Source organism: Variovorax sp. Soil_C_19 (assembly GCF_057657255.1).
This window is the reverse complement of sequence record NZ_JBDGIV010000007.1, coordinates 195,629-208,191: the sequence shown is the minus strand read 5'-3', so window position 1 is coordinate 208,191 and position 12,563 is coordinate 195,629. Positions and strand designations below refer to the sequence as shown.

The following is a 12,563-nucleotide window of genomic DNA, read 5'->3' as shown; positions in this document are numbered from 1 at the left end:
AGCGGCAGCGCTCTGCTCGATCGACCTCGTCGCGGGTGAATGCGCCCGCGGCATGGAACCCATGATTCAACGTGTGATCCGATGAGCGAAGACGACATCACGCAATACATCATCGAGTCACTCGGCGGCGGCCACTTCCAGGTCGCAGACGAGAACACCTTTCTCCTCCACGGCACCGACAACAGGTTCCCCTTCGCGACCATCGTCACCAGGGACGACGAATTCGACAGTGCCTCCAACCTCAACCGATCGGGCGTCTTTCGCCTCAACATCGGCATCGACAAGGAAACGTTTCGTGCGCTGTTCGGCGCACCGAAGGCTGCCGGTGTGGACTTCACCGCGCTCGACGAACTGATGCCCCATCCGCTCTACGCGAAGATGTACTGGATCAGCGTGATCAACCCGAGCGAAAAAACGTTCGGCATCGTCAAGCCGTTGATCAGCAAGGCCCGCGCCCTTGCGGCCGCAAGGGACACGCGCTAGTACTAGCCTTCAATCGCGGCACAGGCAAGAAAGCCCGAACCTACGTGGCTTCGCTCGATTCGCATCTCACGCGCCGCCTTGTCTATATCTTGCCTGGGCCAGCGCCTGCTGCCGCCGGTACTCGGCCGGCGCCATGCCGAGGTTGCGCACGAAGGCCCGCCGCATCACCTCGTGCGAGCTGTACCCGCACTGCGCAGCGATGGCCTTGAGTGGGCGCGTGCTTGACTCGATCAGGCGGCATGCCGCATCGAGCCGGATCTGCGCGACGGCACGCGCCGGCGTGAAGCCCGTCGTGCGCCGGTAGTAGCGCGCGAAGGTGCGCCGGGACATCAATGCCTGGGCCGCCAGCCGCTTCACGGTGAGCGGCTCGCGCAGATGCAGCGTGATCCACAGGTGCAGCTGTGCGATGCGCTCCTCGCGCGCAGGCCGCTCGATCAGCATGCTGCGAAAGCCCGAGGGGGCGTAGGCCGCGCTGCCCGGCGCAGGCAGCCGCGCCGCGATGGCCTCGGCCCAGCGTCTTCCATGGTCCTGCTCGATCCACGAGAGCGCCACGTCGATGCCTGTGGCGCAGGTGCTAGAGACCCAGCGGCTGCGGTCCGCAGCCGCGGAGCCGGTGTGGCGGGCCTCGGGGCTCCTCGCGCCAAGCCGGGCCGGGGGCGTGCGCACGGCTTCCGCGAGAAGCTGCAGTGCCGCCGTCCCGAAGACGGCCCCCCGTTCCACATGTGCCTGATGGCGTGCGAGCCATTCGCGAGCGCGTGCCCAGGCCTCGCGCTGGAAGGTTCCGGTTGCTGCGCCGGGACCGGCGGCCACGACAAGTGTCTGCGGAGGTTTGCCCAAGTGCCGCGGCAATGCTGCTGCGGCAATGGCAACGCCGCTCGAGCTCTGCACCGCTTCGCGTTCCGTACCGATCAGCCGTACATGGTAGGGGCCTGTGCAGGCGGTCATCTCGGCGAGGCCGTTCGCGATCTTGAGCACCTCAAGTGCGCCGCTGACTTCCAGCAGCGAAAATCCGGGGAGCAGCAGGAACGAGACCGTGTGCATCACTGGTGGGCAATGTTCCCCTCATGGAGCGGTCGCGGCCCGGCAGTGTCCTGGAAGGCCGATTCGATCGGCCGTTGCCGTGTCGGAGCGGGACAGTCTCCCAATTGGCAGAAATCGTGGTGAATCTGTGGGCTGCGCACGCAGCCAGCTTCTAGACTGCGCCGATCATAGTTGTCGAACGGCATCAGTGGCCATGAATCCCAGTGCGTCGCTCCGACCTCCACGCCAGTCCTGCGGCCGTGCGTTGGGCCCGCCATGGCGGCCCCGTCGCGAAGGCACATCGCCAAGCCACGGGCGCGGAGGCGCCGCATGAAAGATTGGACGCAACGGGTGCTTGCGCGGCTCACCAGGGCGAGCGATGCGCACGGCGCATTCGAGCAGATCACGATCGCTGCCAGGCACCTGGGGTTCGAGCATTGCGCCTACGGAATCCGCATGCCGTTCCCGTTCACTCGGCTGAACATCCAGATGTTGAGCAACTACGACCAGGGATGGCGCCAGCGTTACATGGATGCGGGTTACGTGGAGGTGGACCCCACCGTCGTGCATGGAACGCGCAGCCTCCAGCCGGTGGTCTGGAGCGACAAACTCTTCGGCAAGGCACCGCAGATGTGGGATGAGGCCCGATCGTTCGGCTTGCGTGTCGGCTGGGCTCAGTCGGTCTTCGAGCCCGACGGGCGCGTCGGTATGCTGTCGCTCGCGCGCTCGAGCGACCGGCTGACAAAGTCGGAGATGCGCGCGCACGACCCGCTGCTCAGATGGCTGGTGAACACGGCTCACTGCGCGCTCTCGCCGTACCTCGGCAGGAGCCCACTGGCCGACATGGAGCCGTTGACTGCGCGGCAGTGGGAGGTGATGCGCTGGACGGCCGACGGCAAGACCAGCGAAGAGATCGCGGCCATCCTCAACATCTCGACAGCGACGGTCAACTTTCATGTCAAGAACGCGATGGCAAAGCTGCGGGCCAACAACAAGAACGCGACCGTGGCGCGCGCGGCGCGCCTGGGCCTACTTTGAAGCTCGCGGCGGCGCTCAGCGGGGCGCGCCGCGAGCGGGCCTGCGCTGCCGCCGCCGGCGCGCAGATCGTCTCGCCCGGTGGGCACCAGCGCGCATCGACATCGATGAGGCAGGCCATCAGGTACTGGTCACCGATTCGCAGCGGCGGCGCGACGCGTCGCGGAGTCAGGCCGGCCCTGCGCAGGATCCTTTCGATTCCGACCGGTGAGACGCTGACCAGTTGCCGTGCGCGCTGCCTGGCGACGACGCGCATCGCCCGCGCCAGCAGCGCGAGCGCAGTCGAAGGCACGTCGGCACCACCGCTTTCTCGACGGGCTGCGCCGAGGTCCACAGCGGCGAAGCGCGAGAGTTCCCATACGCGGGGACTGTTCGGCGCCGGCGCACCGCCCAGCAGTTCGGGAAAGACGGACGCGAGCAGATAGGGGCGCTGCGTCGAAAGCAGCCTCGCCGTGCCGACGATGGCCCCCGCCGCGTCGCGCGCGATGAGGTACCAGGTGTCGGGACGATCGAACTGGTCCAGTTCCAGACGGCCACGCGTCGGCAGGTCCCAGCCTAGCTTCTCCACGAAGACCTCGTACCGGTAGCGGGCCATGTCGGAGAGCAACTCCGACGGCAATTGCTCGGGCGTTCCAGCGATGATGTCCATGGCGTCCCCTTTCTGCGTGAGGCTGCATTACATCGGGATGACAGCGGCGCCGGCACTACCAATGTTCATAGTGCCGGCGTGGCTCGGCGCGGCGCGACGGGAGGCGAATCCGATGCCGTGCCGTGCTCGGATCAATCCACGCACGCCACGCCGCGGCGCCTGCACATTGCATGAGATGAACAAGCATCACTGCCGCGCGTCTCCGGCAGCCTCGGCCTCCGAGGAGGATGGATGATTTGAGACCTCCTGCAAGGCCGCTGCAGATCGGGGTCTCTGTTGTTCCACATGCAAGCCTTGATGACAAGGCCGGCGAAATGAATCATCTATCGCCGGCATTCGCTTTCGTCCATGTACCGGGCACATACCGGACCGTTGAGTTGATTCCGCATGACGCACGCCGCGCATTGGCGCCCGACCCGCAGCCCTGTTCGAAACTCTGTCAACAAGACCACCATGACACACATTGCTCTGTGCGCAACCTCACCACCGGACCGCCCGAAGGGTGCGTCCGGTTCCGGCTCGACCACTGCACCGGACGATGCCCAGCGCCGGCTCGAAGACATGCGGTCGGAACTCGATGCCATCGATGCCCGGCTGCTCGAGAACCTGCGACAGCGGCTCGAGATCTGCACGAGGATCGGATTGCACAAGAAGGCCCATGCGATCCCGATGCTTCAACCGGCGAGGATCGGGTTCGTTCATCTGCGGGCGGCGGCCTTTGCCGCCGTGCATGGCCTTCGGCCGGGCTTCGTGCGCGCCGTCTACAACCTCGTCATCGCGGAAAGCTGCCGGCTCGAGGACGAGATCTGCCGCGCGCGGCGGAGTGCCTGATGGCGCCGGTCCGACAAAAGGCTCACGCTACCTTCGCACGCCACTCGCGCAGGCCAAGCGACGCAGGGACGCATTGAATCCGATGGCACGCAAGCAGGTGGCATCGCCCTTTCCCACCGCCCGGCCCCTCAGGCTACCGGCGTCGTTGCTTCAACGCGCTCGTGCGCCAGCGCTGCCTGCACGCAGCGCCCCGGCGTCGCGCATCGGCGCACAGATCAAGGCCCTGCGGATCGCCTCGGGTGCCTCTGGCGGCGAACTCGCGCAGAACGCCGGCATCTCCCGGTCCATGCTTTCTCGCATCGAGCGCGGCCTGGTGTCGCCTTCGGTCGAGACGCTCGATCGCATCGCGGGTGGCCTCGACGTGTCGATGTCGCGCTTTTTCTCCGACCAGTTCGACCGCACCGACTTCTGCCATGTGCCGGCAGGCACGGGCATTCGGATCGACCGCATCGGCGCCGTCGCCGGCTACGGCTACGAGCTGCTCGGGCATCTGCTGTCGGGCAACCTCTTCGTCGAACCGTACCTCGTGCGTCTCGAAGAGGAGGCCGAGCCTTACGTGAGCTTCCAGCATCCCGGGCTCAAGTTCCTGTACATGGTTTCGGGGCGAGTGAGCTATCGCTATGGCGCCAAGGTGGTCGAGCTCGGCAGCGGCGACTCGCTGCTGTTCGAGGCGAGTGCGCTGCACGGCATCGAGGCCATCCATGAACCGCCCGTCGCCTACCTCAGTGTCGTGTTCTCGCTGCGCGACTGACCTTCCGTCGGCTTTGGAAAGCCCCTGGATCGTGCCGCTGCACTGTCGCTCCAAGAGGGTTGCAGCGGTGTCGCTGCGCGCGCAGCCAAGCGACGCGCCTCAGGTTGCGTGCAGTGTCTCGTGGCGATTGGCTCCGTCGTGGACGACGAGGTCAGGGATCACGAGCGGGGCCCCGCAGGTACCCGCTGGCTCAATTCCCCCGGTCATGATGGCTCCAGAATGCCGCACAGGCGCCTGCCACCGCGATCAGCACGATGCCGCCGATCGCGCCCAGGTCCGGCACTTCGCCCCAGACGAAGTAGCCCAGCAGCACGGCCCAGACGATGATGCTGTAGCGAAATGGCGTGACGATCGACAGGTCCACGCCACGGCAGGCTGCAATGAGCGCGTAGTTGCCTGCTGCGGCGCATGCCGCGGCGGCAGCGAGCGCCGCAAGCTCATGAGGTTCCAGCGCGCGCCAGTGCTCCCCGAGGCCCATGAGGCCGCCGACGATCGCGACCGCCAGCGTGGTGGCGCTCGCGATCGCCGCCGAGGGGATAGAGGCGGCCATGCGCCGGGTCACAAGGTCCCGAGCGGCGAGGGAGACGGCGCACAGGAGCGCGCAGACGATGCCGACGGTCGGAACGTCGACCTCCAGCGATGGCCTGACGACAAGCAGGGTTCCCGCAAGACCGGTTCCTGCGGCGAGCACGCGCCATTTGCGCCATGGCTCCCATCGCAGCGCCATCGCGGCCATGGCAATGAGCAATGGTGCGGTCATCATGAGCGATGTCACGACGGCCAGCGGCACCAGCGAGAGCGCGACGACGGAGGCGAGCGCCGTCGCCACCTCCAGCGCGCACCGCACGCCCATGACAGGCTGCAGGAGGTGATGCCAGCCGCCCCACGCGCGGGCAGTGGCGGAAATCACCAGGACGCTCGCAAATGCGCCACGTACGGCAAGGATCTGCCCCGGAGGAAGCCGGTCGGCGATGAGCTTGACGAAGGTGTCGTTCGATATGTAGCACGCCATCGCTACAAGCATGAGGGCCACGCCCCGGCGGTTCGCCGCCGCGCTAGCCACGGCCGGATGGCGGGTCGTTTCCGGCCTGTTCCGCGTCGTCCGGAGGGGCCGGACCGAGCGACGGACCCCCCGCGCGTTCGTCGGGTGGGGATGTGCCCGGCGTCGGCCCCAGCGGGGCGCCGCATTCCCGAAGTGCGTCCCAGGGCGCGCGGGCCTTGAGGACGATCTCGTCGACCTCCTCGTCCGGATCGGACATCGCGACGATCGCGCCGCCCGCGCCGATGGAGACGAGGCCGTTCGCAACCACGATCGTGCGGATCACGATGTTGAGCTGGGCGGTGCCGTTGAGCGAAAGATAACCGAGGCTGCCGGAGTAGATGCCGCGCGCGGCGCCCTCCAGCTCATCGAGGATCTTCATCGTGCGTACCTTGGGCGCACCTGTCATCGAGCCGCCCGGGAACACGGCACGCACGCATTCCACTGCACCGAGGTCTTCGTGCAGCCGTCCCCTGATCGTGCTGACCAGTTGGTGGACCGTGGCGTAGGTCTCCACTTCGAACAGGCCGGGCACGTGCACGCTGTTGATCTCGCAGACGCGGTTGAGGTCGTTGCGCAGCAGGTCGACGATCATCAGGTTTTCCGCGCGCGTCTTCTCGTCGGCGAGAAGCGCCTCGGCGAGGGCGAGGTCATCCTCGGGCGTCGCGCCGCGCGCCGCGGTACCCTTGATGGGCCTGGAGTCGACCGTCCTGTCGCTGCCGATGCGCAGGAAGAGTTCGGGCGAGGCGCAGAGCACAACGTAGCCGCCCGTGCGCAGGTAGGCCGCATAAGGCGCGGGATTGCGTGCGCGCAGGACGCGGTAAACCGCGAGCGAGTCGATGCGACCTTCGCCGACGAGCTGATTGGTCAGGCAGACCTCGTACGTCTCGCCTTGGAGGATCTCGTGCTGGCACCGCAGGATCAGGTCGCGGTACGAGGGTAGTTCCACCTGCCACCGAAGCTGCTTCAATCCCTGTGCACCACCCGTCGGCGGCGCCTGCCGAGCGGCCTCCTGCATGTCCGCGGGCGACGCACGCGTGAGCAGTTCGTGCATGGTGTGCATCCACCTGAGGTTGTCCTCGCACGGCGTGCCTTCGTCGAGACAGACGATCCAGATCTGCTGCTCGGCATGGTCGAACGCGAGGAACCGGTCGGCCATGAGCCACACCGCGTCCGGCGTCGTGGCGTCATGCCGGTACTGACCTTCGAGTTCACGTTTGAGCTCGTAGCCGAAAAAGCCCACGTAGCCGCCGGCGAACTCGAATGGCAGACTCGGTCCCACGGGCGGGGAGTTCGGCAGATGGTCACGCAGATAGTCGAAGATGCTTTCGTTGCGCGTCTGCACGACGGCTCCCCGGCGTATCAGGAGTTCGCGTGGAGCGGTCCAGTAGGTCAGCACCTGGGCATGAGGTCCCGACGCATCGCCCATGAACGAAAAGCGCGCCCGTCCTGGCTCGGCCAGGCTGCTGTCGAGCCAGAACGAGGTCTCGCTTTGGGAGAACGCGGCAATGAACACGCTTTCCGCGCGCGCCGCACTGTCGATGCAGTCCGCGTGCAGCGAGAAAGGTCGTGACAGGCCGGCGCGCGAACCGGGCGCGACATGGCCTACTGCCTCGCGCCGCGCGAGTTCGGCACACCACTCTTCGCTCAGCTCGAGGAAGTTCCGCAGCAGCCTGGCACCGAATTCCGTGCAGATCGACTCCGGGTGGAACTGCACGCCCCACCAGGGGCGGGAGATATGGCGCAGCGCCATGAGCGTGCCGTCCGCGGTCCAGGCCAATGGCTGCAGCGACGCGGGCAGCTGCGTGACGGCGAGCGAGTGGTAGCGCACCGCCTCGAAGCGGTCGGGAATGCCGCGAAACAGGTCACGTTGGGCATGGGAGACGCGGTCGAGTCGCCCGTGCATAGGGCGGGCCGCGAGGTCGACCGTGGCGCCACAGTGGTGGGCAATGGCCTGGTGGCCGAGGCAGACGCCGAGCACGGGCTTGCACGAGCGCTGCAGCGCATCCGCGGAGATGCCCAGGTCGGCGGGCCGCTGCGGGCGTCCCGGACCCGGCGAGATCACGATGTTGTCGAATTCCAGCCGTTCGACTTCGTCCCAGCTCATCTGGTCGTTCTTCACGACCAGCGGAACTTGCCCGCTGCACGCGGCCAGGTACTGGAAGAGGTTGTAGGTGAACGAGTCGTGATTGTCGATCAGCAGCGTGCGCATGATGGGTCCTTCCGCCGAAACGTCACATGGTTCGTTGCGGCGTGGTCCCGGGCAACTGGCAGTGTTGATAGGTGCGAGGCGCAGCCCGGCCGTCAGAACGGGGGAGCACGGCAGATCGGCAGCATGGGAGCACGCTTTGATGCGCTTGCGCCGGCTTGCAGCTTCGGTCCAGTGTCGAGACAGCCGGATCGCAGCGCCGGACTGCCCGGACGCGTCGAACAGATCCGAGGACCTGGATGACCACCGGGCCGGGCAAGTGCTAGCCCGAACCGAAGGCGCAGGCGCAGGCGAGGCCGAGGGAGATGCGGTATGCGTGCCTGGAGCGCAGCCACGGCGAGGCGCAGACCTACACGCGCCCATCGCCGACCGACGTAGCTTGCCGCAATCAGGAGCTGCGACATGAACAACGATCCGCTTTCGACCCAGCCGAGCGATGGGGCCGCTTCGCAGCCACATTCGCCGGCACCCGCGCCCCCAAAGACCGAGAGGCGATCTCCGACGCGCGAGGACAGCGAGGACATCGACGTGTCGGAGTCGACCGGCGGCAGTGCGCTCGAGGAAGAGGCAGAGCGAAACGGCGGCCGGGATCCCGGCTGATCCGGCAGGGACCGGGACGGGCGATTCGCGCTCACAATGCGCAGGGCCGGGCGGACAGCAGGGTGCGCTGCCCGCGAAGAACGTGCCAGCTGCAATGAAACTCCCCGATCCAACCTCTTCCTCTTCACTTCCCGAACCCGCTCGTACCGCCCGCCGCCCCGGCGGGCCGTTCGAAGTGCTGTGGGCCTTCTTTCGGCTCGGCCTGACTTCGTTCGGCGGGCCGATCGCGCACCTCGGCTACTTTCGCACCGAGTTCGTCGAGCGGCGCCGCTGGCTCGACGACCGCAGCTATTCCGACCTGGTGGCGCTGTGCCAGTTCCTGCCCGGACCCGCAAGCAGCCAGGTGGGCATGGCGCTCGGCCTCTCGCGCGCCGGGTGGCTCGGCGCGCTGATGGCCTGGGCCGGTTTCACGCTGCCTTCGGCCTTTGCGTTGATCGCGTTCGCTTACGGCATCTCGCGCTACGGCAACGTCGCCGCCTCGGGTGCCGTGCACGGGCTCAAGGTGGTGGCCGTGGCGGTGGTCGCGCAGGCGGTCTGGGGCATGGCGAAATCGCTGTGCCCCGACCGGCCGCGCGCCGGCCTCGCGATCTTCGCCGCGCTGCTCACGCTGCTGCTGCCGTCGGCGCTCGCCCAGGTCGGCGCGATCCTCGTCTGCGGCCTGATCGGCTGGTGGTTGTTGAAGCAGTCGCAGTCGCAGGCGCCGAGCCACATCGGCTATGGCGTGACGCGGCGCGCCGGCGTCGTCGCGCTGGCACTGTTCGCCGTGCTGCTCGTGGGGCTGCCGCTGCTGGCCGCGGCCAGCGGCTCCTCACTCTGGGCGCTGGTCGACGGCGTCTACCGCGCTGGTGCGCTGGTCTTCGGCGGCGGGCATGTGGTGCTGCCGCTGCTGCAGTCCACGCTCGTGCCCGCCGGTGCGGTGAGCAATGCCGACTTCCTCGCGGGCTACGGCGCGGCGCAGGCGGTGCCTGGCCCGCTCTTCACCTTCGCGGCCTACCTCGGGGCCGTGATGCAGGGGCCGGTTCCGGGCTGGGCCAGCGGAATGCTGTTCCTGGTGGCGATCTTCCTGCCGGGCTTCCTGATGGTCGTGGGCGCCTTGCCGTTCTGGGATGCGCTGCGCCAGCGCACGTCCGTCCAGTCGGCCATGGCCGGCGTCAATGCGGGCGTGGTCGGCATCCTGCTGTCGGCGCTCTACGACCCGGTGTGGACCGGCGCCATTCACGGCCGCGCCGACTTCGCGCTGGCGCTGGCCGCCTTCGGCCTGCTCGTCTATGCGCGCCTCTCGCCGGTGCTCGTGGTGGGGCTTGCGGCGGCCGCCGGGTGGCTGTTCTTCGGCTGACGGCCCCAGGCTGCTGCTACTGCTCCTGGTAGTTCCACAGCAGTCCGCCATCGACGACGATGCTGCTGCCCGTGATGTAGCGCGCGTCGTCCGAGGCGAGGAACGCCACCGCGCCCGCCACATCGACCGGCTCGCCCATGCGCCCGAGCGGAATCTGGCCCAGCAGGCGCTGCAGCTTCGCGGGATCGTCGAGCAGCTTCGCATTGATCGGCGTGCGGATCGCACCGGGCGCCACGTTGTTCACCGTGATGCCGAGCGGCGCGAGTTCGATCGCGGCATTGCGCATCAGCATCTTCAGGCCGCCCTTGCTTGCGCAGTAGGCCGTGAAGTTGGGAAAGGGCAGCTCCTCGTGCACCGAGCTGATGTGGATCACGCGACCCGGGCGGCCTGCGGCTGCCAGGGCTTTCGCCAACGCCTGCATCAGGAAGAACGGGCCCTTGAGGTTCACGTCGAGCACCGCGTCGTAGTCTTCTTCGCTCGCCTCCAGAAAGCTCGCATGCCGCTCGATGCCGGCGTTGTTGACGAGAATGTCGACGGCCGCGAAGCGCGCGAGTGCGCGCGGCATCACTTGGCGCACGGCCGCCGTGTCGGCCATGTCGGCGGCCACCACTTCGCAGGCGCGCCCCAGCGCCTCGATCTCTCGCGCCGCTTCGCGCGCGCGGTCGTCGTCGCTGCGCACGTGCAGCACGATGTCGGCGCCTTCCTGCGCCAGCCGCAGCGCAATGGCCTTGCCGATGCCCTGTGCCGCGCCGGTGACCAGCGCGGTCCTGCCGTGCAGCCGGCCGCCGGACGGGCCGGTGTCGTTCGATGTGTCTGTCATGGCGTCTCCCAAAAAGCGGATTGGATACGTGGATGCCGAAGGCGGCAAGCTGAAAAAAAACGGCGCCCCTGCCGGGACGCCGCTTGGCCCTTGGAGAAAAAGAGCGACGCGACGAAGCGGACTCAGAAGTCCATGCCACCGCCCGGCGGCATTGCCGGCGCCTTTTCGGCGGGCTTCGGCAGCTCGGCCACCGTCGCGTCCGTCGTGAGGATGAGGCCTGCGATCGACGCAGCATTCTGCAGCGCGGTGCGCGTGACCTTCGTCGGGTCGACCACGCCGAGCGCGACCAGGTCGCCGTACTCGCCGGTCGACGCGTCGTAGCCGTGGTTGCCCTTGCCCTCGAGCACCTTGGCCACCACCACCGAGGGTTCGACGCCGGCGTTCGCGACGATCGCGCGCAGCGGCGCCTCGAGCGCGCGCAGCGCGATGCGGATGCCCGCATCCTGGTCGGCGTTGGCGCCCTTCAGCTCGGCGAGCGCAGCGCGCGCACGCAGCAGCGCCACGCCGCCGCCTGGCACGATGCCTTCCTCGACGGCCGCGCGCGTGGCATGCAGCGCATCGTCGACGCGGTCTTTCTTTTCCTTCATCTCGACCTCGGTTGCGGCGCCGACGCGGATCACGGCCACGCCGCCCGCGAGCTTGGCCACGCGCTCCTGCAGCTTCTCGCGGTCGTAGTCGCTCGTGGCCTGCTCGATCTGCGCCTGGATCGACTTCACGCGTGCGTCGATGTGCGCCTGGTCGCCCGCGCCGTCGATGATGATGGTGTTCTCCTTGTGCACCTCGACGCGCTTGGCGCGACCCAGGTCCTCGAGCGTGGCCTTGTCGAGCTGTTTGCCGGTCTCTTCCGAGATGACCGTGGCGCCCGTGAGCACCGCGATGTCCTCGAGCATCGCCTTGCGGCGGTCACCGAAGCCCGGCGCCTTCACGGCCGCGACCTTGAGCACGCCGCGCATCGAGTTGACCACCAGCGTCGCGAGCGCTTCGCCCTCGACCTCCTCGGCCACGATCAGGAGCGGCTTGCCGGCCTTGGCCGCGGCCTCGAGCACCGGCAGCAGTTCGCGGATGTTGGAGATCTTCTTGTCGTGCAGCAGCACGAGCGGATCGTCGAGGTGCGCGACCTGCTTCTCGGGGTCGTTGATGAAGTAAGGGCTGATGTAGCCGCGGTCGAACTGCATGCCCTCGACCACGTCGAGCTCGTTGTCGAGCGACTTGCCGTCCTCGACCGTGATCACGCCTTCCTTGCCGACCTTCTCCATCGCGTCGGCAATGATCTTGCCGATCGCCTCGTCGGCATTGGCCGAGAGCGCGGCCACCTGCGCGATCTCGCGGCCCGTGGAGATCGGCTTGGAGAGCTTGCGCAGTTCCTCCAACACGGCGGCCGTGGCCTTGTCGATGCCGCGCTTGAGGTCCATCGGGTTCATGCCCGAGGCCACGTGCTTCATGCCCTCCTGCACGATGGCCTGTGCGAGCACGGTGGCAGTGGTGGTGCCGTCGCCGGCCACGTCGGCCGTTTTCGAGGCCACCTGCTTCACGATCTGCGCGCCCATGTTCTCGAACTTGTCGGCGAGTTCGATCTCCTTGGCCACCGACACGCCGTCCTTGGTGATGGTCGGCGCGCCGAAGCTGCGCTCGAGCAGCACATTGCGACCCTTCGGGCCGAGCGTCACCTTCACCGCGTCGGCCAGGATGTTCACGCCCGCGACGATGCGCTGGCGGGCGTTGTCATGGAATCGGACGTCCTTGGCAGTCATGTGTTCATCACTCCTCGTGTCACAACGATAGGTTTTTCG

Annotated in this window: 12 protein-coding genes; 6 read left to right on the top strand and 6 right to left on the bottom strand. The window is 67.6% G+C overall.

The annotated features are described in order from the left end of the window. Window positions 1-81: 81 nt before the first annotated feature. Window positions 82-483: a DUF6194 family protein gene (locus AC3A6R_RS16540; RefSeq protein WP_487860187.1), complete on the top strand. Its 402-nt coding sequence runs from the start codon at window positions 82-84 to the stop codon at window positions 481-483. 66 nt (window positions 484-549) lie between these two features. On the opposite strand, the gene AC3A6R_RS16535 is transcribed toward AC3A6R_RS16540, so the two are convergent. Further along, a complete protein-coding gene (locus AC3A6R_RS16535) occupies window positions 550-1,524 on the bottom strand; it encodes a GlxA family transcriptional regulator (protein ID WP_487864944.1) in 975 nt (324 codons plus the stop codon). 309 nt (window positions 1,525-1,833) lie between these two features. Between AC3A6R_RS16535 and AC3A6R_RS16530 the strand changes: the two genes are divergently transcribed. Further along, window positions 1,834-2,541, top strand: coding sequence for an autoinducer binding domain-containing protein (locus AC3A6R_RS16530; RefSeq protein ID WP_487860189.1), 708 nt, complete (start codon window positions 1,834-1,836; stop codon window positions 2,539-2,541). Here the strand turns inward: AC3A6R_RS16530 and AC3A6R_RS16525 are convergent. Beyond that, window positions 2,462-3,187 (bottom strand): acyl-homoserine-lactone synthase, encoded by a 726-nt coding sequence (locus tag AC3A6R_RS16525; RefSeq protein ID WP_487860190.1) that lies wholly within the window; start codon window positions 3,185-3,187, stop codon window positions 2,462-2,464. The two genes, AC3A6R_RS16530 and AC3A6R_RS16525, sit on opposite strands and share 80 nt — an antisense overlap. 387 nt (window positions 3,188-3,574) lie before the next feature. Here AC3A6R_RS16525 and AC3A6R_RS16520 point away from each other — a divergent pair, with 387 nt between their 5' ends. Together AC3A6R_RS16520 and AC3A6R_RS16515 are read left to right on the top strand one after the other, a co-directional pair. Further along, a complete protein-coding gene (locus AC3A6R_RS16520) occupies window positions 3,575-4,018 on the top strand; it encodes a chorismate mutase (protein WP_487860191.1) in 444 nt (147 codons plus the stop codon). Between the two features lie 145 nt (window positions 4,019-4,163). Continuing rightward, a complete protein-coding gene (locus AC3A6R_RS16515; protein WP_487860192.1) occupies window positions 4,164-4,769 on the top strand; it encodes a helix-turn-helix domain-containing protein in 606 nt (201 codons plus the stop codon). Window positions 4,770-4,959: 190 nt separating this feature from the next. Here the strand turns inward: AC3A6R_RS16515 and AC3A6R_RS16510 are convergent, their stop codons facing one another. Both AC3A6R_RS16510 and pabB read right to left on the bottom strand, forming a co-directional pair. Then, window positions 4,960-5,802: a DMT family transporter gene (locus AC3A6R_RS16510; protein WP_487860193.1), complete on the bottom strand. Its 843-nt coding sequence runs from the start codon at window positions 5,800-5,802 to the stop codon at window positions 4,960-4,962. Window positions 5,803-5,824: 22 nt separating this feature from the next. Beyond that, on the bottom strand, window positions 5,825-8,020 hold the full coding sequence (gene pabB, locus AC3A6R_RS16505) for an aminodeoxychorismate synthase component I (RefSeq protein ID WP_487860194.1): 2,196 nt from the start codon (window positions 8,018-8,020) through the stop codon (window positions 5,825-5,827). 399 nt (window positions 8,021-8,419) lie between these two features. Here pabB and AC3A6R_RS16500 point away from each other — a divergent pair, with 399 nt between their 5' ends. Together AC3A6R_RS16500 and chrA are read left to right on the top strand one after the other, a co-directional pair. Next, entirely contained in the window at window positions 8,420-8,617 is a 198-nt protein-coding gene (locus tag AC3A6R_RS16500; RefSeq protein ID WP_487860195.1) for a hypothetical protein, read from the top strand. A 94-nt stretch (window positions 8,618-8,711) separates the two neighbouring features. Then, entirely contained in the window at window positions 8,712-9,953 is a 1,242-nt protein-coding gene (gene chrA / locus AC3A6R_RS16495; protein ID WP_487864943.1) for a chromate efflux transporter, read from the top strand. Window positions 9,954-9,969: 16 nt separating this feature from the next. On the opposite strand, the gene AC3A6R_RS16490 is transcribed toward chrA, so the two are convergent. Together AC3A6R_RS16490 and groL are read right to left on the bottom strand one after the other, a co-directional pair. Further along, entirely contained in the window at window positions 9,970-10,773 is an 804-nt protein-coding gene (locus AC3A6R_RS16490) for an SDR family NAD(P)-dependent oxidoreductase (RefSeq protein WP_487860197.1), read from the bottom strand. Between the two features lie 122 nt (window positions 10,774-10,895). Then, complete coding sequence (gene groL / locus AC3A6R_RS16485; protein WP_487860198.1) at window positions 10,896-12,524, bottom strand: chaperonin GroEL; 1,629 nt, start codon at window positions 12,522-12,524, stop codon at window positions 10,896-10,898. Window positions 12,525-12,563 lie beyond the last annotated feature (39 nt).

Coding starts and splice junctions, on each gene's coding strand:
- AC3A6R_RS16540 (WP_487860187.1), top strand. CDS start 82: ATGAGCGAAGACGACATCACGCAATACATCATCGAGTCACTCGGCGGC.
- AC3A6R_RS16535 (WP_487864944.1), bottom strand. CDS start 1,524: ATGCACACGGTCTCGTTCCTGCTGCTCCCCGGATTTTCGCTGCTGGAA.
- AC3A6R_RS16530 (WP_487860189.1), top strand. CDS start 1,834: ATGAAAGATTGGACGCAACGGGTGCTTGCGCGGCTCACCAGGGCGAGC.
- AC3A6R_RS16525 (WP_487860190.1), bottom strand. CDS start 3,187: ATGGACATCATCGCTGGAACGCCCGAGCAATTGCCGTCGGAGTTGCTC.
- AC3A6R_RS16520 (WP_487860191.1), top strand. CDS start 3,575: ATGACGCACGCCGCGCATTGGCGCCCGACCCGCAGCCCTGTTCGAAAC.
- pabB (WP_487860194.1), bottom strand. CDS start 8,020: ATGCGCACGCTGCTGATCGACAATCACGACTCGTTCACCTACAACCTC.
- AC3A6R_RS16500 (WP_487860195.1), top strand. CDS start 8,420: ATGAACAACGATCCGCTTTCGACCCAGCCGAGCGATGGGGCCGCTTCG.
- chrA (WP_487864943.1), top strand. CDS start 8,712: ATGAAACTCCCCGATCCAACCTCTTCCTCTTCACTTCCCGAACCCGCT.
- AC3A6R_RS16490 (WP_487860197.1), bottom strand. CDS start 10,773: ATGACAGACACATCGAACGACACCGGCCCGTCCGGCGGCCGGCTGCAC.
- groL (WP_487860198.1), bottom strand. CDS start 12,524: ATGACTGCCAAGGACGTCCGATTCCATGACAACGCCCGCCAGCGCATC.